General features: G+C 71.8%; 20 protein-coding genes and 1 tRNA gene. 16 read left to right on the top strand and 5 right to left on the bottom strand.

What is annotated here, in order from left to right:
- The first annotated feature begins 12 nt into the window (after positions 1–12).
- From DEJ24_RS14715 to mfd, 5 genes are all read left to right on the top strand, one after another.
- On the top strand, positions 13–1,200 hold the full coding sequence (locus DEJ24_RS14715; RefSeq protein WP_111079259.1) for a hypothetical protein: 1,188 nt from the start codon (positions 13–15) through the stop codon (positions 1,198–1,200).
- 124 nt (positions 1,201–1,324) lie between these two features.
- Positions 1,325–1,954 carry a 50S ribosomal protein L25/general stress protein Ctc gene (locus DEJ24_RS14720; protein ID WP_111079260.1) on the top strand — a complete coding sequence of 210 codons (630 nt, stop codon included), beginning with the start codon at positions 1,325–1,327 and terminating at the stop codon, positions 1,952–1,954.
- 44 nt (positions 1,955–1,998) lie between these two features.
- Complete coding sequence (gene pth, locus DEJ24_RS14725) at positions 1,999–2,583, top strand: aminoacyl-tRNA hydrolase (RefSeq protein ID WP_111079284.1); 585 nt, start codon at positions 1,999–2,001, stop codon at positions 2,581–2,583.
- Entirely contained in the window at positions 2,580–2,759 is a 180-nt protein-coding gene (locus tag DEJ24_RS14730) for a hypothetical protein (protein ID WP_111079261.1), read from the top strand. The genes pth and DEJ24_RS14730 overlap by 4 nt, the downstream gene beginning before the upstream one ends.
- 104 nt (positions 2,760–2,863) lie before the next feature.
- The gene (mfd, locus tag DEJ24_RS14735) at positions 2,864–6,457 is read left to right on the top strand and encodes a transcription-repair coupling factor (RefSeq protein ID WP_111079262.1); all 3,594 of its coding nucleotides are present in this window, start codon (positions 2,864–2,866) and stop codon (positions 6,455–6,457) included.
- 72 nt (positions 6,458–6,529) lie between these two features.
- Here mfd and nhaA read toward each other — a convergent pair whose 3' ends face one another.
- A complete protein-coding gene (gene nhaA, locus DEJ24_RS14740) occupies positions 6,530–7,708 on the bottom strand; it encodes a Na+/H+ antiporter NhaA (RefSeq protein WP_111079263.1) in 1,179 nt (392 codons plus the stop codon).
- 127 nt (positions 7,709–7,835) lie between these two features.
- Here nhaA and DEJ24_RS14745 point away from each other — a divergent pair, with 127 nt between their 5' ends.
- The 8 genes from DEJ24_RS14745 to DEJ24_RS14780 all read left to right on the top strand — a co-directional run bounded on the left by DEJ24_RS14745 (position 7,836) and on the right by DEJ24_RS14780 (position 16,122).
- Positions 7,836–8,627 carry a MazG family protein gene (locus DEJ24_RS14745; protein WP_111079264.1) on the top strand — a complete coding sequence of 264 codons (792 nt, stop codon included), beginning with the start codon at positions 7,836–7,838 and terminating at the stop codon, positions 8,625–8,627.
- Positions 8,628–8,843: 216 nt separating this feature from the next.
- Positions 8,844–10,088 (top strand): histidine--tRNA ligase, encoded by a 1,245-nt coding sequence (hisS, locus tag DEJ24_RS14750; RefSeq protein WP_111079265.1) that lies wholly within the window; start codon positions 8,844–8,846, stop codon positions 10,086–10,088.
- A gap of 97 nt (positions 10,089–10,185) precedes the next feature.
- On the top strand, positions 10,186–11,469 hold the full coding sequence (gene eno / locus DEJ24_RS14755; RefSeq protein WP_111076424.1) for a phosphopyruvate hydratase: 1,284 nt from the start codon (positions 10,186–10,188) through the stop codon (positions 11,467–11,469).
- A gap of 402 nt (positions 11,470–11,871) precedes the next feature.
- Complete coding sequence (locus DEJ24_RS14760) at positions 11,872–12,411, top strand: septum formation initiator family protein (protein ID WP_258366137.1); 540 nt, start codon at positions 11,872–11,874, stop codon at positions 12,409–12,411.
- A gap of 35 nt (positions 12,412–12,446) precedes the next feature.
- Complete coding sequence (locus DEJ24_RS14765; protein ID WP_111079266.1) at positions 12,447–12,995, top strand: DUF501 domain-containing protein; 549 nt, start codon at positions 12,447–12,449, stop codon at positions 12,993–12,995.
- Between the two features lie 44 nt (positions 12,996–13,039).
- Entirely contained in the window at positions 13,040–14,512 is a 1,473-nt protein-coding gene (locus tag DEJ24_RS14770; protein ID WP_110903349.1) for an NAD(P)/FAD-dependent oxidoreductase, read from the top strand.
- Between the two features lie 94 nt (positions 14,513–14,606).
- Positions 14,607–14,680 (top strand) — tRNA-Leu (locus DEJ24_RS14775).
- A 119-nt stretch (positions 14,681–14,799) separates the two neighbouring features.
- A complete protein-coding gene (locus DEJ24_RS14780; RefSeq protein WP_181432920.1) occupies positions 14,800–16,122 on the top strand; it encodes a threonine/serine exporter family protein in 1,323 nt (440 codons plus the stop codon).
- Positions 16,123–16,280: 158 nt separating this feature from the next.
- On the opposite strand, the gene DEJ24_RS14790 is transcribed toward DEJ24_RS14780, so the two are convergent.
- The gene (locus DEJ24_RS14790) at positions 16,281–18,662 is read right to left on the bottom strand and encodes an Ig-like domain-containing protein (RefSeq protein WP_111079267.1); all 2,382 of its coding nucleotides are present in this window, start codon (positions 18,660–18,662) and stop codon (positions 16,281–16,283) included.
- Positions 18,663–18,942: 280 nt separating this feature from the next.
- Between DEJ24_RS14790 and DEJ24_RS14795 the strand changes: the two genes are divergently transcribed.
- On the top strand, positions 18,943–19,527 hold the full coding sequence (locus DEJ24_RS14795) for a LemA family protein (RefSeq protein WP_111079268.1): 585 nt from the start codon (positions 18,943–18,945) through the stop codon (positions 19,525–19,527).
- A 33-nt stretch (positions 19,528–19,560) separates the two neighbouring features.
- Here the strand turns inward: DEJ24_RS14795 and DEJ24_RS14800 are convergent, their stop codons facing one another.
- The gene (locus tag DEJ24_RS14800) at positions 19,561–20,823 is read right to left on the bottom strand and encodes a winged helix-turn-helix domain-containing protein (protein ID WP_111079269.1); all 1,263 of its coding nucleotides are present in this window, start codon (positions 20,821–20,823) and stop codon (positions 19,561–19,563) included.
- A gap of 106 nt (positions 20,824–20,929) precedes the next feature.
- Between DEJ24_RS14800 and DEJ24_RS14805 the strand changes: the two genes are divergently transcribed.
- Both DEJ24_RS14805 and ilvA read left to right on the top strand, forming a co-directional pair.
- Positions 20,930–22,186: an AI-2E family transporter gene (locus tag DEJ24_RS14805; protein ID WP_258374640.1), complete on the top strand. Its 1,257-nt coding sequence runs from the start codon at positions 20,930–20,932 to the stop codon at positions 22,184–22,186.
- A gap of 46 nt (positions 22,187–22,232) precedes the next feature.
- The gene (gene ilvA, locus DEJ24_RS14810) at positions 22,233–23,477 is read left to right on the top strand and encodes a threonine ammonia-lyase (protein WP_111079286.1); all 1,245 of its coding nucleotides are present in this window, start codon (positions 22,233–22,235) and stop codon (positions 23,475–23,477) included.
- A gap of 238 nt (positions 23,478–23,715) precedes the next feature.
- On the opposite strand, the gene greA is transcribed toward ilvA, so the two are convergent.
- Entirely contained in the window at positions 23,716–24,204 is a 489-nt protein-coding gene (gene greA / locus DEJ24_RS14815) for a transcription elongation factor GreA (RefSeq protein WP_110903343.1), read from the bottom strand.
- 102 nt (positions 24,205–24,306) lie between these two features.
- Positions 24,307–24,630, bottom strand: coding sequence for a DUF4307 domain-containing protein (locus DEJ24_RS17015; protein ID WP_258374842.1), 324 nt, complete (start codon positions 24,628–24,630; stop codon positions 24,307–24,309).
- Positions 24,631–24,743 lie beyond the last annotated feature (113 nt).

A 24,743-nucleotide genomic window follows, 5' to 3' on the forward strand; every position in this document is an offset into this window, starting at 1 on the left:
CCAGGGGGAACCATGCACATCACCACCACGGCCGCGAAGACCGGCACCCTCGTGCTCGTGCTCGCCGGACTCGGCGGAGCCGTCCTGCACGGCCTACCGGAGCCCGTCGACCACGCCGTCCGACCGACGACCACGAAGGACGTCGCCGCGTGGACGATGCCCCTCGACGGGTACGTGCTCGCGTGGGGACCAGCCTCGTACGCCGAGAACCTCGTCGAACAGCCGTGCCTCCGAGCTGCCGGGATCGACGATCCGCCGCCGTGGGCGACGGTCGCGGGCCTCCGCGCCGAGGACGCCGCGCACGAGACCGCTGCACGAGGGAACCCCGCGCCGGCGCTCGCCGAGACCCGACCGTTGACCGCCGACGAGGCCTCCGCGCGGGGGTACCGCGGTCCGTCCCTCGCCGGCGCGAACAACGAGGGCTTCCGGCGGTGGGGCTTCTCCACGGAGCGCAACGCGGCGTTCGACGCACTCCCGGCGGGGACCGCCGCGCGGTGCATCCGGCAGGCGCGGGCGACGCTCGGTACCGACGCCGACGGAGCGGACCAGGGGGCGGCACTGGTGGCGCAGCGGCTCACCTACCTGGCAGCGGTGGCGGCGCGGTCGGACCCGGCGGTCGTCGCCGCAACTGCCGACTGGCGGTCCTGCCTCGCGGACGCCGCCGTCGGTCCGGTGGCCGGGGGTCTTCCGGCCGACCCGTCGGGGTTGCCGACCGCGTCGATGCGCGCCGTCGACTGGGTGACGGACCTGGACGACGAGGACGTCCCGCGTGCCGAGGTCCGGCTCGCGGAGCAGGACGTGGCCTGCCAGGAATCGACCGGCTACCGGCAGGCCCTGTACGACGCGGAGTGGCGGCGGCTGCTCCGGGTGACGGCGTCCGACGCGGCGGTGCTCGCGGCGGGTTCCCGGAATCAGGCGACCGTGGACAGGCGGGTGGAGGAGGCGATCCGGCGGGCTCGCTCCGAAGGCTCCGGCCGGCGTCCGCTGACCTCCGCTGCTCACCACGGACGCGTCGGGCCGTCGGCAGCTGCACCTGGGGGGAGCTGCCGCCGGCTCGGGCGCTCCGGACGGGAGGCACACGGACGACCGCTGTCGGGCCTCCCGTCCGGACGCCCTGACGCGGCACGGTGCGACACGCCCGGGCTGGTACTGGTAGGCTTGCGCACGACTTCGGCGAGGGCCGCGTACGCGCGACCGTGATCGACGCAGTGGGAGACCCGGCCAGACTCTGGGACCGTTCCTCACGCGTGCACGCGTTCGAGTTGCAACACCACAGACCCCCGATGCCGGCACTCCGGCGTCGTCCCCGACACCAGGAGGCATCATGGCTGACTACACCAAGCTCGCGGCGGAAGTCCGCACCAAGTTCGGCAAGGGTGCGGCCCGCAAGCTCCGCGCCGCCGACAAGATCCCCGCCGTCGTCTACGGCCACGGTACCGAGCCGCAGCACATCAGCCTGCCGGGCCACGAGACGATGCTGCTCGTCCGTACCGCCAACGCGGTCGTCGACCTCGACATCGAGGGTGCGGCCCAGCTCGCCCTCGTCAAGGACGTCCAGCGTGACCCGGTGCGTCAGATCATCGAGCACATCGACCTCGTCGTCCTGCGCCGTGGCGAGAAGGTCACCGTCGACGTCCCCGTGGTCATCACCGGTGAGTCCTTCGCCGGCACGATCCACGTGCAGGACCTCAACACCGTGTCGCTGCTCGTCCTCGCGACGGACATCCCCGAGCACGTCACGGTCGACGTCGAGGGCCTCGAGGACGGCAAGCAGATCGTCGCGTCCGAGCTGACCCTCCCCGAGGGCGCCGAGCTCGAGACCGACCCCGAGGCACTCGTCGTGCAGATCGTCACCCCGCGTGGCACCGCTGACGACGAGGCCGCGGACGAGGCCTCCGCTGAGGCGGGCGCCGAAGCCGGTGCCGAGGGCGGCTCCGCCCCGGTCTCCGAGTAACACCCCTTCGCAGGCATCTGGTCGACGCTGATGGCGACGTGCTCATGACGGGCACCACGTTCGTGGTGGTCGGGCTCGGGAACCCCGGGCCCGACTACTCGGGCAACCGCCACAACGTCGGCCAGATGGTCCTCGATGAACTGGCCGCCCGCATGGGCGCCACGTTCAAGAAGCACAAGACCCCGAACCAGGTCGCCGAGGGGCGCCTGGTGCCGGGAGGCCCGAAGCTCGTCCTCGCGAAGCCCGGGTCGTTCATGAACACCTCCGGGGGACCGGTCTCGGCCGTCCTCGGCTTCTACAGCGTCTCGCCCGCGGACCTGATCCTGGTCCACGACGAGCTCGACCTGCCCTTCGACACCGTGCGCCTCAAGGGCAACGGCGGACACGGCGGGCACAACGGCATCCGCGACGTCATCAAGGCGACGAACACGAACGAGTTCGCGCGGGTGCGGGTCGGCATCGGTCGTCCTCCCGGACGCCAGGACCCGGCCGACTACGTGCTGCGCGACTTCTCCGCGGCCGAGAAGAAACTGCTGCCGAACCTGTTGGCCGACGCCGCCGACGCGGTCGAGGCGATCGTGACCGACGGGCTGCTCGCGGCCCAGCAGCGCTTCCACGCCCCGGCATGACCACCGCGGTCGTGCTCGCGACGAGCCCCCTCGCGATGGGCACGATCATCGTCGTCGCGGTCGTGGGCCTCACGCTCGTCGGGACGGCGCGCTTCCTCGGCCGCCGTGCGGCCGTGCAGGCTCGCGAGAGCGAGCCGACGACCCCGCCGGACGACCTGGAGCCCGGCAGCTCCTGACCCCGGACCGGTCGGGAGGCCCGTCCCGACTCCGCCAGGCGCCTCCTGTTCGCCCGTCGCGCACGGGGCCACCGCTGTCGGGGGCCGCCGGTACCATCGTGTGAGTGACGATCTCGGGCCTCATCCCTGCGCTCTCGCGCGCCTCCTCCTTCGATCGTGCGCTCCGTGCCGCTCCTCGCGACGCCGACTTCTCGGTCGTCGACGGGCTCCGCGTGCCGCTGTTCGCCGCGCTCCTGGCCGCTCGCACCGGTCCGCAGTGCGCCTTCGTCATCACCGCCACCGGCCGTGAAGCCGAAGCGGTCCGTGACGCCCTGAGCTGCACGATCCTGGATGCCGACGTGCTCGAGTTCCCGGCGTGGGAGACCCTGCCGCACGAGCGCCTCAGCCCCAGCCCGCAGACCGTCGGCACCCGCATCGCGACGCTCCGCGCACTGCAGCGCTGGCAGGACACGCCGGTCGACGAGCGTCGCACGACCGTCGTCGTCGCCAGTGTCCGGGCCGCGCTGCAGCCGATCGCCGACAACCTCACCGAGCTCGCCCCGGTCGTCCTGCACACCGGGTCGCGGGGCAACGACCTCAGCCGACTCGCGTCGCAGCTCGTCGACCTGGCCTACGCCCGCGTCGACCTCGTCACCCGCCGTGGCGAGTTCGCCGTCCGCGGTGGCATCCTCGACGTCTTCCCGCCGACCGCCGACCACCCGGTGCGCGTCGACTTCTTCGGCGACGAGATCGACGGTGTCAAGGCCTTCTCGGTGGCCGACCAGCGTTCGACGGAGGACGACCTCGGCTCGGTCGAGCTCACCGCCTCCCGCGAACTGCTGCTGAGCGAGGACGTCCGGCAGCGGGCACGCGAGATGCTGCACGAGTTCCCGAACCTGTCGCAGATGCTGGCGAAGGTGTCCGAGGGGATCCCGGTGGAGGGCATGGAGTCCCTCGCACCCGCACTCGTCCGGAAGCTCGTGCCAGTCACGCACTACCTGCCCGACACAGCGACGATCGCGGTGTTCTCGCCCGAGCGGGTCAGCGGTCGTGCGCACAGCCTGGCCGAGACCAACCAGGAGTTCCTGCAGGCAGCCTGGAGCGCCGCGGTCTCCGGGGCGCAGGCACCGATCGACCTCGACGCCGGCAACTTCATGACGGTGCAGCAGCTCAGGAACACCCGCGGGCAGCGCACCTGGTGGACGGTGTCGCCCTTCGACTCCGGGGCCGACGAACCGATCACCGACTCCGACGCCGTCGCCGAGGCGGGGGAGTACATCCGCGTCCCGGGTGAGGCGATCCCGAGCTTCGCGGGCAGCGCCGACGGCGCGGTCGCCCACGTCAAGGAGCTCACCGCCGACCAGTGGGCCGTCGTGGTCACCGCGCAGGGGCAGGGGCTCGTCGAGCGTGCGGTGCAGGTGCTGGCCGATGCCGGGGTGGCCGCGCGCGCCGGGGCGTTGGACGGGCCTCCCGAACCGGGTGTCGCCATCGTCACGACCGCCAGTGTCGAGCACGGGTTCGCCGTCGCCGACCCGCGCATCGCGCTCCTGAGCGAGGCCGAGTTCTACGGCCGGAGCGTCCAGCAGGGCGCCCGGACCGTCAAGAAGCTGGCGAGCCGTCGCAAGAACGTCGTCGACCCGCTGCAGCTCAAGCCGGGCGACGTCGTCGTGCACGCGACCCACGGCATCGGCAAGTTCGTCGAGCTCGTCAGCCGAGAGGTGAGCTCCGGCGGCCGGAACGCCGTGAAGCAGCAGCGCGAGTACCTGGTGCTTGAGTACGCGCCGTCGAAGCGGAACTACCCGGGCGACAAGCTCTTCGTGCCGACCGACCAGCTGGACCAGCTCTCGCGGTACGTCGGTGGCGAGAACCCGACCCTGTCGAAGATGGGCGGCTCGGACTGGTCGGCCGCGAAGTCGAAGGCGCGCAAGGCCGTCCGGGACATCGCGGTCGACCTCGTGAAGCTGTACTCGGCGCGGATGGCATCGAAGGGTCACGCGTTCGGCCCGGACACCCCGTGGCAGCGCGAGCTGGAAGAGGCCTTCCCGTTCGCGGAGACCGCCGACCAGCTGACCACGATCGACGAGATCAAGCGCGACATGGAGAGCCCGATCCCGATGGACCGGCTGCTCTCCGGCGACGTCGGTTACGGCAAGACCGAGGTCGCGATCCGTGCCGCGTTCAAGGCCGTGCAGGACGGCAAGCAGGTCGCGGTGCTCGTCCCGACGACGCTGCTCGTCCGCCAGCACATGGAGACGTTCCAGGAGCGCTTCGCCGGGTTCCCGGTCAACCTGCGCGCCCTGAGCCGGTTCCAGACCGACAAGGAGACCAAGGAGACGCTCGCCGGCCTGGCCGACGGCACGGTCGACATCGTCATCGGCACGCACCGGATCCTGTCCCAGAACGTGCAGTTCAAGGACGTCGGCCTGGTCATCATCGACGAGGAGCAGCGCTTCGGCGTCGAGCACAAGGACCAGCTCAAGAAGCTGAAGACGAACGTCGACGTCCTGGCGATGTCCGCGACGCCGATCCCGCGCTCGCTCGAGATGGCGGTGACCGGCATCCGCGAGATGTCAACGCTCGCGACGCCGCCGGAGGACCGGCACCCGATCCTCACGTTCGTCGGTCCGCAGTCCGACCTGCAGATCGCCGCGGCGATCAAGCGCGAGATGCTCCGCGAGGGGCAGGTGTTCTACGTGCACAACCGCGTCAAGGACATCCAGTCCGTCGCCGCGCACCTGGCCGAGATCGTGCCGGACGCGCGGATCGGTGTCGCGCACGGGCAGATGGCGGAGGGCACGCTCGAGCAGGTGATGGTCGACTTCTGGGAGCGCCGCTTCGACGTCCTGGTGTCGACGACGATCATCGAGACCGGTCTGGACATCGCGAATGCGAACACCCTCATCATCGACAAGGCAGACAAGTACGGGCTGTCGCAGCTGCACCAGCTCCGCGGCCGTGTGGGTCGTGGACGCGAGCGCGGCTACGCGTACTTCCTCTACGACGCCGAGAAGCCGCTGTCCGAGACCGCCCAGGACCGCCTCGAGACGATCGCGGCGAACAACGAACTCGGCGCCGGCATGCAGGTGGCGATGAAGGACCTCGAGATCCGTGGCGCCGGCAACCTGCTCGGCGGCGAGCAGTCCGGCCACATCGCGGGTGTCGGCTTCGACCTGTACCTGCGGATGATCGGCGAGGCGGTGTCGCAGTTCCGCGGCGACGTCGCCGAGGGGCAGACCGAACTCCGGCTCGAGATCCCGGTCGACGCGCACATCCCGGACGACTACGTCGAGTCCGAGCGTCTGCGCCTCGAGGCCTACCAGAAGCTCTCGGCTGCGTCGGCTCCGGCCGCCCAGGCCGAGGCGATCGACATGGTCCTCGACGAGCTCACCGACCGCTACGGCACGCCGCCGCAGGCCGTGCTCACCCTGATCGAGGTCTCCCGTCTCCGCCGGATGGCGCAGCAGGTCGGCCTGTCCGACGTCGTCGTGATGGGCTCGAACCTGCGCGTCGCCGGCAAGGAACTGGCGGACTCCGCGCAGGTGCGTCTGAAGCGGATGTTCCCGGGAGCGCGCTGGTTCCCGCAGCAGGACGCGGCGAGCATCCCGGTGCCGAAGCCGCACGGCGAGACGCTGCCGGACGACGCCCTCATCGGCTGGGTGGAGAGCATCCTCACGGCCGTCTACGGGGCCCCGGCGCGCGAAGAGGCGTCGACCGTCTGACCGTCTGCACCCCTGACGGACGGGAGGCCCGTGGCGGATCCGCCACGGGCCTCCCGTCCGTCATCGGTCCTGCTACTCGGTGGCTTCGGCTTCGGAGAGCTCGCGACGCTGGCGGTAGCGACGGGCGCGGACGGAGACGACGATCGCGGAGGCGACCATCGCGATGCCCGAGCCGACGAGCACGGCGAGGACGCCCTCGTCGACGATCTCCTGGTTCGCGGCGAACGCCAGCTCGTTCATGAGCAGCGACACGGTGAAGCCGATGCCGCCGAGCACTCCGACGGTCATCACCGAGCCGAACGACAGCGTCGACCGGCCGGGGCCGCGGAAGACCCGACCGGCGATCGTGCCGAAGAGCGTGATGCCGATGACCTTGCCGATCGGCAGCGCGAGGACGACACCCCAGAAGGTCGGCGAGAGCTCGGCGATCCCGACGGCGGGGATGACCACCGCAGCGGAGACGAACGCGAACACGGGCAGGACGATCGCGTTCGACCACGGCTCGACGTGCTCGTGCAGGGTGCCACCCGGACGTCGGGGCAGGACGAGCCCCAGAGCCACCCCGGCGATCGTCGCGTGCACGCCGGAGTGGTACACGAGCCACCAGGTGACCAGGCCGACCAGGACCATCGCGACGATGAGGAACGGCTGCGCACGGCGACCGGGGCGCAGACGCCGGCCGAGCACCGCGAACAGCACGAGCAGGACCGCGGCACCGCCGAGCGCCAGGAAGTCGGTGCCGTGCGCGAAGACGACGGCGATGATGACGATCGCGATGAGGTCGTCGAGGACGGCGAGGGCCAGCAGGAACACCCGGATCGTCGAGGGCAGTCCGCGGCCGAACATCGCCAGGACCCCGAGCGCGAACGCGATGTCCGTCGCGGTCGGGATCGGCCAGCCGTGCGTGTACTGCGTGCCGGACGTGACGAGCAGGTAGACCAGCGCCGGGACGAGCACGCCGCCGACCGCCGCGATCGCGGGGACCACCGCGGTCTTCGGGTTCGCGAGCTCCCCGGCCACCAGCTCGTGCTTGAGTTCGACGGCCACGAGCAGGAAGAAGACCGCGAGCAGACCGTCGCTGACCCAGTGCGCGATCGACAGGTCCAGGCCGATCGCTCCCCACGGGGTGTGCCAGTCGAGGCCTCGCTCGAGCCCGGGGCCGAGCGCGGTGTTCGCGACGACCAGGCCGAGGACGGCGGCGGACAGCAGCGCGATGGCGCTGAAACGAGGGGAACGGACGAAGGAGGGCATGCGTCTCCGGAGGCGATCGGGTACGGGGAACGGATCGTCGACCAGACTTCCCGACACGCCTCGACCATCGTACCGGGCGCACCCTGGCGTCTGATCCGCGCGGAGCGGACGGTGGCAGCATGGCGTCATGACTTCCGTTGACGAACTCGTCGCCGTCGTGGACCGCCTGCTCGACCCGGAGCACGGATGCGTCTGGAACCGCGAGCAGACCCACGCGAGCCTCGCCCGGTACGCCGTGGAGGAGACCTACGAACTGGTCGACGCCATCGACGGCGACGACACCGACGAACTGCGTGAAGAGCTCGGCGACGTGCTCTACCAGGTGGTGTTGCACGCCGGGATCGCCGCGCACGAGGGACGGTTCGACCTGGACGACGTCGCCGACACCGTCCGCGAGAAGATGCAGCGCCGCCACCCGCACGTGTTCGGCGACGAGGAGGCGCACACGGTCGAGGACGTCGTCCGTGTCTGGCGCGCCGCGAAGGCCGCGGAGAAGGCCGGACGCAGCAGCGTGTACGCGGGGGTGCCGCGGGCGATGCCGCCACTGGAGCGTGCCGTGAAGCTCTTCGAACGGCTGGAGGAGCGCGGCGAGCTGCACGCGGCGGTGGCCTCGGTGACGGACGGCAGTGTCGTCGAGCAGGCCGGCGGGTCGGACGCGGGCGACGCGGGTGCGACAACGCAGCAGCCGTTCGGCAGCCGCGTCGACGTCGCCTGGGGAGCGGGGATGCTCGCCGAGGTGGCGGTGGTGCACGAGCAGGGCGTCGACCCGGTCGCGAGCCTGCGGGCGGCGGTGGCGCTGCTGGAGACGGCGGCTCGCCAGGCGGAGCAGGCGCTGGCCGGGCAGGAACCGGAGGCGCTGGCCGGGCAGGAACCGGAGGCGCAGACGCAGCAGGGCGAGGAGAAGCGGGCGTCCTCCTAACCCGAAAAAGGAGGACGCCCGCGAGCGGGAGAAGACGTCGCCAGGGAGCAACGTCGTCAGGGGATCCCGCTCGAACCGCGTGGGCGATTGCAGCACTTGCCCCCGCTGACGACCGACGAGTGGATCAGGCACCCGTCGGCCGAGGTTCTGGATGAAGCATATCAGCGGACACCACTCGGCTGCAACCGGGCTCCGTGCTCTGCGAGAATCGACGGCATGGCGACGACCGTGACGGCCCCCCGGGGCATGCGAGACCACCTCCCCGCGGACAAGTCCCGGCGCGAGCACGTGCTCGGGGTCATCCGGGGCGTGTACGCACGCCACGGGTTCGACGAGATCGAGACGCCCGTGCTCGAGGACGCCGCCCGGCTGCATTCGGGACTGGGTGGCGACAACGAGAAGCTCGCGTTCGCGGTGATGAAGCGCGGCCTGACCACCGACGACCTCCAGCGGGCCGGAGCGCCCCTGGACCTCGCCGACCTCGGCCTCCGGTTCGACCTGACCGTCCCGCTCGCCCGCTTCTACGCGTCGCACCGCGCCGAGCTGCCCACCGTCTTCCGCGCCGTGCAGATCGCGCCGGTCTGGCGGGCTGAACGGCCGCAGAAGGGCCGGTACCGCCAGTTCGTGCAGTGCGACATCGACATCCTCGGAGAGCCCGGGCAGCTGGCCGAGATCGAGCTGATCCGCGCGACCACGGCGGCACTCGACGCCCTGGGCATCGCCGGGACCTCGATCCGCATCAACGACCGCCGCATCCTGCTCGCGCTCCTCGCCTCGTGGGGGATCACGGAGCAGGCCGCGGCCGACCGGGCCCTCATCACCGTCGACAAGCTCGACAAGATCGGGCCGGACGGCGTCGCGAAGGAGCTGGGCGAGTCGCTGGACCTCGACGGCGCCGGACTCGCGGACACCATCCGCGCGCTCGAGTCCGCCGACTGGGACAGCGTCCGCGGCGCCGAGTGGCTGGACGCCGACGCGTTCGCCGACCTCGAGCGTCTGCGGGCAGCCCTCCCGGGCGTGGACCTGCGCTTCGACCCGACGCTCGTGCGCGGCATGGGCTACTACACGGGCACGATCTTCGAGGTCGCGCACCCGGACTTCGGGTACAGCCTGGGCGGCGGCGGGCGCTACGACGGCATGATCGGTCGCTTCCTGGGCCAGGACGTGCCGGCGGTCGGGTTCTCGCTCGGGTTCGAACGGCTCGTCGACCTGGTCACGCTGCCGGACGCTGACGCGGACGACGCGGTCGTGCTCGTGTACGACAAGGACGTCGACCCGGTGCGCCTCGCCGCCCTCAAGACCGAGGCCCTCGGGTCGCACCACCGGGTGCGTCTCGAGAAGCGCACGAAGAACATGAAGAACCTGCTCGCCGGCCTGGTGGAGCAGGGCTTCGGGTCGTTCGCCACGGTGGACGCCGAGACGACGACGCTCGACGGCGTCCCGTTCCGGTCGCTCGCCTGATCGACGCCCACCGGTCATCCACAGGCCGCCGTCGTCCGAGACCGGCGTCGCTAGGATCGACCGTGAACCACAACAACCCAACGACAGGGAGTACCAAGTGGCAGTGATCGATGCCGTAGGCGCACGCGAAGTCCTCGATTCCCGAGGCAACCCGACGGTCGAGGTCGAGGTCCTCCTGGATGACGGCGTCGTCTCGCGCGCGCTCGTCCCCTCCGGTGCCTCCACCGGTGCCTTCGAAGCGTACGAACTGCGCGACGGCGACGACTCGCGCTACGGCGGCAAGGGCGTGCTCAAGGCCGTCGAAGCCGTGCTCGACGAGATCGGCCCGGCGCTCGAGGGCTTCGACGCCACCGACCAGCGCCTCGTCGACGCCGCGCTCATCGAGCTCGACGGCACCGAGAACAAGTCCCGCCTCGGCGCGAACGCGATCCTCGGCGCCTCGCTCGCCGTCGCCCGTGCCGCGGCCGACTCGGTCGACCTGCCGCTGTTCCGCTACCTCGGTGGCCCGAACGCGCACACGCTGCCGGTCCCGCTCATGAACGTCGTCAACGGCGGTGCCCACGCGGACACCAACGTCGACATCCAGGAGTTCTTCCTGGTGCCCTACGGTGCCGAGTCCTTCTCGGAAGCGCTCCGCTGGGGCGTCGAGACCTACCACGCCCTCAAGGGCGAGCTGAAGAAGCAGGGCCTGGCGACCGGCCTCGGTGACGAGGGTGGTTTCGCCCCGGAGCTCGCCTCGAACCGCGCGGCGCTCGACTTCCTGCTCGCCGCGATCGAGAAGGCCGGCTTCACCCCGGGCAAGGACATCGCGCTGGGCCTCGACGTCGCCAGCACCGAGTTCTTCCACGACGGCAAGTACGCGTTCGAGGGCAAGCAGCTCTCGAGCCAGGAGTTCACGCAGTACTTCGTCGACCTGGCGCGTGACTACCCGCTCGCCACGATCGAGGACCCGCTGGCCGAGGACGACTGGGAGGGTTGGACCCACCTGACCGCCGAGCTCGGCTCGAAGCTGCAGATCGTCGGCGACGACCTGTACGTGACGAACCCGAAGCGCCTGCAGCGCGGCATCGACGAGAAGGCCGGCAACTCGATCCTGGTGAAGGTGAACCAGATCGGCACGCTGACCGAGACCCTCGACGCGGTCTCGCTCGCCCAGCGTCACGGCATGACCGCGATCCTGTCGCACCGCTCCGGTGAGACCGAGGACACCACGATCGCGGACATCGCGGTCGCGGTCGACGGCGGCCAGATCAAGACCGGTGCGCCGGCTCGTTCGGACCGTGTCGCGAAGTACAACCAGCTCCTCCGCATCGAGGAAGAGCTCGGCGACGCCGCGGTCTACGCCGGCCGCTCGGCGTTCCCGCGCTCGGCTTCGCTGTAACCAGCACCTCCGGAACGCCGTCCTCCCGCCGGAGGGCGGCGTTCCGCCGTGTCGGGCCGGTGCGTTCCCGGAGGCGGGTCGAGCCTCCAGGCCGAGACGCCCCCGTCTGCTCGAGACGCCCCCGTCTGCCCGAGACGCCCCCGTCTGCTCGAGACGCCGCCTCGTGCCCGAGACGCCGCGGATCCCGGCGGCGTCTCGCGGACTCCGCGGCGTCTCGCGGCCGCCCCGGCGTCCCAGGGCACGGACGTGCTTCGGCGCGGGAGCCCGGGGAGGCGAGCCGCCGGGGAGGCGAGCCGACGGGAGGCCCGGGGCGCGCCTCCCGGCCGGCCGCGGTCCCTGAGAGGGTCCGGCACACGCGCGTGCCGGAGTGGCGCACCGCTGGCACCGCGTTATCGTCGACGGGTGCCCAGCCAGAAGCCCCGAGTCCGCCGCGTTCCCGTGGCGATGCCCGAGGGAGCCGCCTCCGCGCAGCCCTGGTACCGCTCGCTGCACTTCTCCGGCTTCAGCCTGCTGATGCTCGCGATCATCGTGCTGTTCGTCGTCGTCCTGGCGCCGTCGCTCCGGACCCTCGTGCAGCAGCAGGAGCAGATCGCCGGCATGCAGCGGCAGGTGGCGGCGCAGAAGGCCGACGTGGCGCAGAAGAAGCACGACCTGGCCCGCTGGGACGACCCGGCGTACATCGAGGCGCAGGCTCGCGACCGTCTGCTCTACGTGTACCCGGGCGAGGAGAGCTACCTCGTGATGGGGGCCGAGAAGGGCACCACGGCGACGCCGCCGCCCACCACTGAATCCGGCACCCCGGTCAGTTCCACCGTGCAGACCCCGAAGGTGGACTGGGTGCAGTCGCTGCTGTCCTCCGTCATGCAGGCCGGTCTGTCCGACGAGACGCGCAGCGAACTCGAGCGCACGGGCAGCACGGACAGCGACTCGTCACCGAAGTAGGGGCGGCGCGCGGAGTCCGGTAGGCTCACGTCCCCGTGACGACCCCTCCGTTCGACCCGCCGACCGCCCACGACGTCGCGGTGGTGTCCGCTCAGCTCGGACGTCCCGCTCGTGACGTCATCGGCATCGCGGCGCGCTGCGTCTGCGGCAACCCGACGGTCGTGTCCACGAAGCCGCGACTCGGCAACGGCACCCCGTTCCCGACGCTGTACTACCTGTGCCACCCCGCCGCCACCGCGGCGGTGAGCACCCTCGAGGCGAACCAGGTCATGCCCGAACTGGCCGCGCTCCTCGAGGACCCCGACACCGCTGAGCAGTACCGCCGCGCGCACCAGGCGTACCTCGACGACCGCGAGTCGATCGAGCACGTCGAGGAGATCGTGGGCATCAGCGCGGGCGGCATGCCCACCCGCGTCAAGTGCCTGCACGCGCTCGTCGGTCACGCCCTCGCCGCCGGCCCCGGCGTCAACCCCATCGGCGACCTCGCGCTCGAGCGCGCGGACTGGTCGCCCTCCCGGTGTGTGTGCCGGGCATATGATGAGGATGCAGACGCCGGAGTCGGGGCGGGTGGCGGCGAGAACTGACCAGCCTCCCAGCAGCTCACCCCACCCCAAGGAGAACACGAACCGTGCCCAAGATCCTCGTCGTCGGCGGCGGTTACGCCGGCTTCTACACCGCCTGGAAGCTCGAGAAGCACCTTCGCAAGGGCGAAGCCGACGTCGTCATGGTGGACCCGCTGCCGTACATGACGTACCAGCCGTTCCTGCCCGAGGTCGCCGCCGGCTCCATCGAGCCGCGTCACGCCGTGGTGTCGCACCGCCGCCACCTCAAGTCCACGCGCGTCGTCACCGCGAAGGTCACCGCGGTCGACCACGCGAACAAGACCGCGACGATCACCCCCGAGCTCGGCGAGCCCTGGGAAGAGTCGTACGACCAGATCGTCATGACGGCCGGCGCCGTCTCCCGCACGTTCCCGATCCCGGGCGTCGCGGACGAGGCCATCGGCCTGAAGACCATCGAAGAGGCCGCCGCGATCCGCGACAAGATCCTCACCAACTTCGCCAAGGCCGCGAATCTGCCGGCCGGCCCCGAGCGTCAGCGTCTGCTCACGGTCGTCGTCGTCGGCGGTGGCTTCGCCGGCATCGAGGTGTTCGCCGAGCTCCGCTCCTTCGTGTCGGACCTGCTCAGCAGCTACCCGCAGATCGCCTTCGAGGACACGCACTTCCACCTGGTCGAGGCGATGGGCCGCATCATGCCCGAGGTCTCGCTCGAGACCTCGCACTGGGTCCTCAAGAACCTCGCCGAGCGCGGTGCCACGGTGCACCTCGAGACCCAGCTGGCCTCGGCCGTGGGTGGCGTCTGCCAGCTCAAGGCCAAGGACGAGTCGATCGAGGTCATCGAGTCCGACCTGATCATCTGGACCGCCGGCGTGATGGCGAACCCGATGGTCAAGGGCACCGACTTCCCGCTCGAGCCCCGCGGCCGCATCACCGTGCAGCCCGACCTCCGCATCGTCGACGAGGGCACCGTCATCGCCGACGCCTGGGCCTGCGGCGACGTCGCAGCAGTCCCGGACCTCACCGGTGGTGGCGTCGGCGGCATGTGCGTGCCGAACGCCCAGCACGCCGTGCGTCAGGCCAAGCAGCTGGCCAAGAACCTCGTCGCCACGATCCGCGGCGAGGCGACGGTCGACTACAAGCACGAGAACCTCGGCGCAGTCGCGGGCCTCGGTCTCGGCATCGGCGTGTTCCAGTCCGGCAAGTTCGCCATGAAGGGCTTCCTCGCCTGGGGTGCCCACCGTGGTTACCACGGCCTGGCCATGCCGTCGTGGGAGCGCAAGATCCGTGTCGTCGGCGACTGGGTCGGCAACTTCTTCCTGGGCCGCGACATCGCGTCCCTCGACGACCGCGAGACCCCCCGCGCCGCCTTCGAGGCCTGGGCCTCCCGCCCGAAGCCGGCCGTCGAGGCCGCTCCGGAAGCGGAGTCGCCGGCTGCCGGCCAGCCCGCCGGTGCTGCCGGTCCCGCCTACGCGACGCCCGCCGAGGACGTCTCGAAGGAAGCCGAGCCCGTCGCTGCCGGCGAGTCGGCGAAGACCGAGTAGGCACCGCACGTACGCAGTCGAGAGGGCGGTCACCCGATGGGTGGCCGCCCTCCGGCGTCGGTAGGCTGTCCCGGCCCGACCGTCACGGTCGTGCGCCCCCGTGGCCCAATCGGTAGAGGCATGCGACTTAAAATCGTCGAGTTGTGGGTTCGAGTCCCACCGGGGGTACGAGCACGGACGGGTAGGCGACTCAACATCGTCGAGTTGTGGGTTCGAGTCCCACCGGGGGTACGAGCACCGGGCGGGCAGCGCACCGTCGGAACGCCACCACTCGTTACGCTGACCCTGTGGTCGGGATCGGGAGTGCGCTGACGAACCTCCGGGACGCCCTCCGGCGACCCGAGGCCCACGTCGAGGTCATCGACGGTGAGACCGTCCCGATCGGCATGCTCCTCGGTACGCTCGGCACCCTGCTGCTGGACGCCGGCAGCTCCGTCACCGACGTCCGGTCCGCGCTCGAGAAGACCCGCGACGCCGCCGGTGTCGGCGACGGTCTGGCGATCGGCGTGCTGCCGGCGCTCGTGATCGTCAGCGAGACGGCGACCGGCGCCGCCACCATCGTCAACGCCGAGGGCATCGAACTGTCGTTCCGCCAGTCGGCGCGCGCCAACCGTCTGGTCCTCGGCCTGGAACGCGGCGCGATCGCGCTGGCCGAGATCCCGGCCCGTGTCCGCAGCATCCGGCAGGGCACCCGTCCGCCGGCACCGCTGCCGTGGGTGCTCGGCAACGCGCTGACGTCGGCCGGGCTCGCCGTCGTGTTCCGGGTCCCGTGGTGGGCGGTGCTCGTGGCCCTCGTCGTCGGGGCGCTGGTCGGGGTGATCGGGCTGCTGCTCCGACGCTTCCGGGAGGCCGTCGCCGTCGTCCCGTTCCTGGCGGCCTTCTGTTCGACCGCGGTCGTCGGGCTCGTCGCGGCGAGCACCGGGTTCGACCACGTCCCCCTCTACGCCGTCTGCGCGCCGGTCGCGGTGTTCGTGCCGGGAGCGCTCATCACCAACGCGCTGCTCGAACTCACGGCAGCCGACATCGTCACCGGTTCGGCGCGGCTGATGCAGGGGCTCATCATGCTCGGCTTCATGGCGGCGGGCATCGCGGCCGGTAGCGCCGTCACCGGGTTGCGCGTCGACCCGACGTCCGCGGCGCTCGTCGGCGAGGTCGCCGGCATCGGCACGGACCGCGCGGGCTGGGAGGCGGTCCCGGCCCTCTGGGTGTCGTGGGTCGCCGTCGTGGTCCTGGCGACCGGCATCAGCCTGGTCTTCGGCTCGGGATGGCGGCTCACCGCGGCCTCGGTCGTCGTGATGGTCACCGCCTACGCGGTCGTCTCGTGGCTGACCCCGTTCAGCGGCAGCGTCGTCGCGACCGGCCTGGCCGCGGCACTGCTCTTCGTCGCGACGCGCGTGCTGGAGCGGATCGTGCCGGTCATCCCGGCGACGGTGTCGTTCCGACCCGCGTTCCTGCTGCTCGTCCCGGGCACGGTCGGCCTGGTCGCGGTGGCGACCTTCGACGCCGGAGCGCTCGCGACGCCGCTCGCGACGTTCGTCAGTCTCTGCGTCGGCACGAAGATCGGTGGCCTCCTGCCCGGCCTGTTCGCCCGCTCGGCCCCCACGCACTGAGCGCGGTCCCGGGACACCGCCGACGGCGGACGGGAGGCCCGTGGCGGGCTCTTGCGGAGCCTCCCGGCAGACAGACAGACAGACAGGCAGACGGACAGACAGGCAGGCAGACAGACAGGCGAGGTGACCGGCCGCAACGGCAACCGTCGCCGGGCCCGTCAGGACCGGATACCGGCCCCGGCGAACCGGAGCCACGCCCAGGCGGCCGCGGCCGCCACGAGCACCACGCCGACCCCGGTGGCCATGGCGCCGACCGGGACGTGGGTGCCGGCCGTGCCGGAGTAGACCGCCGCGGCCAGGCCGACGCCGACCGCCGTGAGGGCCGCGTACCTCGGTCGCGAGACCGAGGCGAGCGCCGCGCCCGCGGTCCCCCGGAGCGGCAGCAGCGTCACGACGAGTGAACCGAGTCCACCGACGCAGAGTGTGCTGGCGAACTCGGAGACGAGCGACCCGGCGAACCCGGAGGCCGGGGTGACGCTGTGCAGCACCCATCCGACGACCGCGAGGACGAGCAGCGCCACCGAGCGCCAGGTCGCACTCCGCGCACACGCGGCGAGGCCCCGTCCGAGGTGCATGGCGGCGGTACCCACGTCGGTGCGGGCGACCGGGACGAGGAGGACCCCGACGACGAGGGCGGGGGAGAGGTCGGCGGCGCGTGTCAGCCCGCTCGCCAGGACCGCGGCGAGGAGCAGACCCGGGGACAGCCGGTACGTGACGGTGTGTCGGTCCTCGCCCGCGGTCCAACGGGTGGCGAGGACGACCACGGCGCTGAGCACCGCGACGCCGGCGACGACGCCGATCGCGAGACGGACGTAGCGGGCCTCCAGCGCGATGCCGGTGCCCAGGAGCGTGAGCACCCCGGCGACGGCGATCCCGAGGGTGATCGTCACCCAGCTCGCCACGGCGTCGTCGCCGTGGCGACGTTCGGAGCGGGTGCGGTTGCGGCCGGTGAACCGGGCGGCCCGCAGCGGCACCCGTTCGCGGAGGGCGCCGGCGAGGACGCGGACCGGGCCGGCGACGAGCAGGAGGAACACGGCGGCGACGCCGGCCGCGACGGCGAGGGTGCGCCACGAGGACGCGGACTGGATGGTGGGCACGGCGTGGTCGTACCCGGTGGCGACGGTCCAGTCACCGGCGGGACCCGTCCAGTCGGGACGGCCGCCGTGGCTGCCGGAACCGCCGGCGCCACCGCCGGGCAGCGCGCTGCCGGACGTACCGTCGTCACTCGACCCGGTTCCGGGCGTGCCGATGCCGGACCCATGGGTCGTACCGGAGCCCGATCCGTGGGCCGGACCGGTGCCGCTGCCGTGGGGACCGCCGCCGTCCGCGCCGCCGCCACTGCCGGGGGTGGTGCCGGGGGAGCTGGCGGCCGGGGCGACGGAGGCGCCCCGGGAGACGCGGAACACGACGGCGGTCGCCGCGGACGAGGTGTTGCCCGCTTCGTCCTGGGCGACCGCACGGGCCATGTGCGACCCGGCGCGGAGGCTGTCGGCTGCGCGGCAGGACCACGACCCGTCCGCGGCGACGGACGCCCGGCAGACCGCGGTCGAGTCGACGTAGGCGGTGACGACGGTGCGCGGCTCGGCCGTCCCGGCGATCCGGACCCGCTGCGCGCTGCCCGCGGCCGATCCGGCCGGCGCGGTGATCCGTGGCGCGGCCGGGGCGGTCCGGTCGACGACGAGGGTCCTCGCGGCCGAGGCGGCACTCCGGAGGTCCGATCGGTAGCCGGTCACGGTGCTCGCGGTCTGCGTGGCACTGACACTGACGCTGCCCTCGGCCGGTGCGCCCGGGCCGGTGCCCCATCGAGCCGACCAGGTGCCGGCCGCCGTGACGACCGCGGTGAGCGCGGCGGAGGAGCCGGCCCGAGCGACGGTCACGGTGGCACCCGGGTGGCCCGTGCCGGTGACGGTCCCCGTGGTCGGGCGTCGGGCGTCGATGGTCGGCGGCACGATGACGTCCGACGGTGCCGCGTCGGCGTTCGGCAGCGCGGACGCCGTCGTGTCCAGGACGGTGAAGACCTGGGCCGGGCCGGAGCGCACCGTCCCGACGCAGGACCAGGTCCCGCCGGGCGTCGCGGTGGCGCGGCAGACCGACGCCGAGGGGACCGCGGGTTCGGCGACGCGGACCTGGTGGCCCGGCGTCGCACGACCGGCGAACCGCGCGAGGGCGGTCGTGATGTCCCCCGGGTCGACGATCGTCGGCGCGGTCGGGGTACCGCCGGACGGCGGGGTGGGGGTGTTCGTCGGGACCGGGCTCGAGGCGTCCCCCGCGCCGGGCGCCGGCGCGGGCACCGGGTTGGAGTAGACGGGAGGCTGCGTCCGGGACGGCTGCGGCGCGTCCACCGTTCCAATGCCGGCTCCGGTCCCGGTCCCGGCGCCGGGGAGCGTGGTGGTCGTCGCGAGGGCGGGAACGGACACCAGGGGCAGGAGCACCAGCCCGACGATGGTGACGAGCGACCGGGCGGCAGTCCTCCGGGATCGTCGACGACGGACGTCGCCCCCGACGTCCTGGTGCTGCACGTTGTCCCCGCCCGTGTCCATCCTGTCCATCCCATGCGATCTGGGCCCTCCGGTCAACACCCCGCGCGGCGGAACACCCCGGTTCCGCATCATCCGTGCCCTTCCGTGCGTCGATCCGGGCCCCCTCCGGACGCGGTCCGCGAGCCCGGTGTGCGTCACTCGGGAATCGGCCGTGAAGATCGGCGAGCGGCGAGGTCGCTCCGAGGCGCTCGGTAAGATCGATCCGGACCGCTGAGGTCCGACAGCGGGCTGCGGAGGTCCGCACGCAACTGCGGCCCGACGCGCAAAGGAGTACGCCCGAATGGACACCGGACTCGTCACGACGCTCATCGTGATCGGCGTTGTGGTCGTCGTCCTCGTGGTGGTGATCGGCATCTGGTTCTGGTCCAGCCAGAAGTCCCTCGTCGCGTTGCAGCAGCGCGTCGACACCGCCTGGGCCGAGATCGCCGCGCAGCTCCACGAACGCGCCGAGCTCCTCCCCACCATCGTCGACACCGTGCAGGGTCATGCGGCGCACGAGAAGTCCGTCCTGACCGCCGTCACCGACGCCCGGGCCGAGACACTCGCTGCGCACGACGCCGTCGCCGCCTCCACTGCCGAGGGGCACATGCAGAAGGCGCTGAAGAGCGTGTTCCGCGTGGCCGAGGGGTACCCGCAGCTGCAGTCCAGCCAGTCCTTCCTCGAGTTGCAGTCGCGGCTCGTGTCCACCGAGGACAAGATCCAGTCCGCCCGCCGGCACTACAACGGTGGCGTGCGCGAACTCAACACCAAAGTCAAGTCGTTCCCGGCTTCGAGCATCGCGAAGCGTCGGGGCGTCGGGCCGGCGCCGTTCTTCGAGACCGCCGAGCCGGCCGCCATCGCCGAGCCGCCGCGGGTGCAGTTCTAGCGGTCCCGGCCATCGGATCCCCGGCACGCCTCGTCAGGGCCGGGGTGTGACTCCGAGCGCTGCGGCGAGTGCGTGTGCCGCCGTGCCGCGGTCGGTGACCTCGACCCCGTCGAGCCCCTGCCACGCCGCCGTCCGCCGGAGTAGCGCTGCGAGCCGCTCGACATCGATCACGGCTCCGGGCTCGTGCCACGCCGTCCGGACGTGCAGGACGCCGCGCTGCCGATCGCTCTTCAGGTCGACCCGCCCGACCAGGGCGTCGTCCTGCAGCACCGGGAGCACGTAGTACCCGAACACCCGTTTCGGCGCGGGCGTGTAGATCTCGATCCGGTAGTGGAAGCCGAACAGCCGCTCAGCCCGCGGACGGAACCACACCACCGGGTCGAACGGGCTGAGGACGGCGTCGACCTCGACCCGACGCGGCACCCGGGCGTCGACGTGCATCCACGCCCGGTCCCGCCAGCCCTCGACCGTGACCGGGACCAGCTCGCCGGCGTCCTGCAGGTCGGCGATCGCGGCAGCGGTGTCGTCCGCACGCAGTCGGTGGTGGTCGGCGAGGTCGGCGCGCGTGCCGACGCCCACGGCCCGGGCCGAGCGGCGGACCAGCTCCCGCACGGCGTCGGCCCGGCTGGGTGCGGTCGCGAAGTACCCCGACGGCAGCACCTGCTGCGGCAGGGCGTAGACCCGCTCGAACCCGGACCGTCCCGCGCTGACGACGTCTCCCCAGCGGAAGAGCTGCTCGAGCCCGTGCTTCACGTCGCTCCAGCCCCACCACGGGCCCCGTCGGACGTTGGACTCGTGTTCGACCGCACTCGCAGGCATCGGTCCCTCGGTGGCGAGCAGGGCCAGGAGCTCGCCGCGCACGCGGGCAGTGCGCTCCACGCCGGGGATCCGGAGCGGGTTGGTCGTGTCACGCTGCCGGTACGCGTCCATCCGCCACCGGAACAGCCGGAGGTCGTCACGCGGGACGAACGCCGCCTCGTGAGCCCAGTACTCGATCCACGGGCTGCGCTGCGTCAGGGTCAGCCGGTCGAGGGCGCCTTTGTCGTACGGACCCAGTCGGGCGAAGAGCGGCAGGTAGTGGCTGCGCTCGAAGACGTTGACGGAGTCGATCTGCAGCACACCGAGTCGGGCGAGGCCGGCCGACACCGCCCGGTTCGGCACGAGCATCGCCGACGAGCCCGAGGGCGACGGGACCGCCCCCGAGGGCGACGGGACCGCCGAGGGCGTCCGACCGAACCCCTGCGCGGCAAGGGCGACGCGGCGGGCCTCGGCAGCGGAGAGCGTGGTCCTGACCATGACGGGAACGCTACCGAGCCCCGCCGACGCCCGGACCAGCCCCTGGACCGACGTCGCACATGCCCGGACCGGCACCTGCCCGGTTCCGCGTGGCTACAGTGGCGGAATGGCATGGGGAAAGAAGACTCATCCCGACCCCGTGGTCGAGGATTCGGTACCACTCGGCATGCGCATCGCGGGGGCGTTCTCGTGGCGCGTGCTCGTCGTCGCGGGCGTCATCGCCCTCTTCGTCTGGCTGATGACGATCTTCAGCGAGATCCTGATCCCCTTCCTGATCGGCGTCGTGATCTCCGCCCTGCTCGTGCCGCTCTCGAACCGGCTGCAACGCTGGCACGTCCCGAAGTGGCTCGCGGTCATCATCAGCCTGCTGGGCGGGCTCGCCGCGGTGGCCGCCCTCGTGTGGCTCGTGATCGACCAGATCGTCGCCTCGTACCCGTCGCTCCGGGACCGCACCGTGTCCCAGTACGGCAACGTCCGGTCGTTCGTGCTCAACTCCGGATTCGGGATCTCACAGAAAGACGTGAACACCTGGCTCGACGAAGCCACCAAGTGGGTGCAGGACAACTCCGGCACGATCCTGTCGGGCGTCGCGAGTGCCGGCTCGAGTGCCACGCACGTGTTCGAGGCGCTGTTCATCATCCTGTTCACCACGATCTTCCTGCTCATCGACGGCAAGAACGTCTGGCGCTGGACGGTACGGCTGTTCCCGCGCAAGGCCCGGGCGACCGTCGACGGTGCGGGCGTCGCCGGCTGGATCACCCTGACGAGCTTCATCCGGGTGCAGATCTTCGTCGCCTTCGTCGACGCGGTCGGCATCGGCCTGGGTGCGTTCATCGTCGGCCTGTTCTTCGGCGGCATGCCCCTGGTCATCCCGATCGCCGCGATCGTGTTCCTCGGTGCCTTCATCCCCGTCGTCGGTGCGATCGTCACCGGCTTCCTCGCCGTCTTCGTCGCCCTGATCTTCAACGGCCCGCTGGCCGCGCTCCTGGTGCTCGGTGTCGTCCTGCTCGTGCAGCAGATCGAGGGCCACATCCTGCAGCCGCTCGTGATGGGCAACGCGGTCAAGGTGCACCCGCTGGCCGTCGTGCTCGGCGTGACCGCAGCCTCCGGTCTGGCCGGCATCGCCGGTGCGTTCTTCGCCGTCCCGCTGATCGCCACCCTGAACGCGATGGTCACCACGATCGCGAGCGGTCGCTGGCGTGGGCTCGACTCGGACCACGTGCTCGAGGCCACCCCGAAGCACGGTCAGCACGGCAGGATCCAGCTGCTGCGGCGACGACGGCACCAGGTCGGCGACGACGTCCCGGCGCCCGGCAGCGACGCGCAGCCGGCCGCCGAGCCCGGCACCGCCAGCACCAACTGAGCGTCACGTGGCAGCCGCGGAGTCCGCGACCGACGATGATGGGATCGTGACCGACACGACTGCGCCCCCGATCCCGACGCTCGCCGACATCGAGGCGGCGCGCGAGACGATCGCCGGGGTCGCACGGGTCACCCCGATGGAGACGTCGAAGTTCCTCGAGGGACTGCTCGGCTCACCCGTCCACCTGAAGTGCGAGAACCTGCAGCGCACCGGTGCGTACAAGGTCCGCGGCGCCTACAACCGGCTGTCGACCCTGTCGGCGGCCGAACGGGAGGCCGGGGTCGTCGCCGCCAGCGCCGGCAACCACGCGCAGGGGGTCGCTTTCGCCGCCCGTGAGCTCGGCATCCCCGCCACGATCTTCACGCCGGTGGGCGTCGCCCTGCCCAAGCTGCAGGCCACCCGCCGCTACGGCGCCGACGTGGTGCTCCGCGGGCACTCCGTCGAAGAGGCGCTGTCCGCCGCGAAGGAGTTCGCGGCCCGCACCGGAGCGGTCTTCATCCCGCCGTTCGACCACCCCGCCGTGATCGCCGGTCAGGGCACGCTCGGGCTCGAGATCCTCGACCAGGTCCCCGACGTCGACACGGTCGTCGTCCCGATCGGCGGCGGCGGGGTCATCTCCGGCATCGCGATCGCCGTCAAGGGCCTCGCCGAACGCCTGGGCCGCGAGATCCGGGTCATCGGCGTGCAGGCCGAGAACGCCGCCGCCTACCCGTCCTCGATCGTCGCGGGGGAGCCGATGACGATCACCACGTCACCGACGATCTCCGACGGCATCGCGGTGGCACGTCCGGGCGACATGAACTTCCCGATCATCCGCGACCTGGTCGACGAGATCGTCACCGTCTCGGACGACGACACCGCCCGCGCACTGCTCGTGCTCCTCGAGCGCGCGAAGCTCGTGGTCGAGGCCGCCGGAGCGGTCGGCGTCGCCGCGATCATGTCCGGCGCCGTGCACGACACCGGCCGGACCGTGGTGCTGCTCAGCGGCGGCAACATCGACCCGCTCATGATGGAGCGGATCATCACCCGCGGCCTCGTCGCGGCGTCGCGCTACATCGGCATCCGGATCATGCTGCCGGACCGCCCGGGCCAGCTGGCCCGCGTGTCCCAGATCATCTCGGACGCCGGTGCGAACGTCGTCGAGGTCCTGCACACCCGGCACGGCCAGGGACTCGTCATCAACGAGGTCGCGCTCGACCTGTCCATCGAGGCGCGCGGCCCCGGCCACGCGGACGAGGTGATGGCGCGCCTGCAGGAAGCCGGGTTCCGCCCGGAGCAGCTCACGAACTGACGGATCGACGGACGGCGGCAGCGGCCTGGAGGCCCGCCCCGGCTCCGACGTCCGGCGCACGCCGGACGGGCCACGGGCTTCCAGGACGGTGCCGGCCACCGTCGACGGGGTCCGGACGCGGATAGGGTGTCGTGACCACTCGGCGGGCACGCACGAGCCCGCACACGCAACAGCCCGGCGTGCGCGAGGGAGAGCGCACCCCGGGCTGGAGTGTCAGGCGCCGGACGGCAGCGACGGCCTAGGGCTCGTAGCGCTCGACGTTCGTGACCTCGACCGCGATCTCCTTGCCGTTCGGCGCGGTGTACGAGGTCTTGCCGCCGGTGCGGAGGCCGAGGATCGCGGCACCCACCGGGCTGACCGGGCTGTACACGGTGAGGTCCGAGCCCTCGGCGACGATCTCGCGGTTGCCCACCAGGAACGTCGACGGGTCGCCGGCGATCGTGGCCGTGACGACGGTGCCCGGCTCGACGGTGCCGTCGAACTCGGCCTCCGTCACCGTGGCGTGCTTGAGGAGCTCGGTCAGCGACCGGATGCGGGCCTCGATCTTGCCCTGCTCGTCCTTGGCGGCGTGGTAGCCGCCGTTCTCCTTGAGGTCGCCCTCTTCACGGGCGGCCTCGATGCGGCTCGCGATCTCGATGCGGGCCGGGCCGGTGAGCTGCTCGAGCTCGGCGGTGAGACGGTCGAACGCCTCCTGGGTCAGCCAGGTGCCCTGCGTGTCGTTGCTCATGTCGTTTCCCTTCGGCCGTGGTGGTCGGGACCGGTCACGGCGTGTGGCGCAAAAGAATCGAGACCGGCCGGCGGCCGGTCTCGATTCGTGATTCCGAGCAGTCTAGGGAACCCAGCACGAGTGGATCAACCCGGTGACCGCCCGCGTCGTCGTGTTCACCTGCGTCGAGATCGAGCGGTCGCGCTGCTCCTCCGCGGGCAGCGTCACGACCCGCCATCCGACGATCGTGTACGACTTGTCCAGCGCCTGCACCGCGCACTCCACACGGGTGCCCGGGTCGACGGCGACCTGGGTGTGGACGACGACGCTGTGGTCGGACAGGACCTCGTACCCGACGTCGTCGGTGTCGAGCCCGTGCGTGGTCTGACCGGGGCCCGCCCAGATCACCCAGACGGCGAACACGACCGCGATGCCCACCGCGATCACGACGGCCAACAGCTTGCCGCGCCGCCGGGTGTCCGCGCTGCGCCCGTACCGGTCGTCGAGCGACGTCCGGTCGTCGAGGACGGTGGACGTACCGCGTTCGGTACCGCCTGCTG

Source organism: Curtobacterium sp. MCPF17_001, assembly GCF_003234615.1.
GTDB lineage: Bacteria > Actinomycetota > Actinomycetes > Actinomycetales > Microbacteriaceae > Curtobacterium.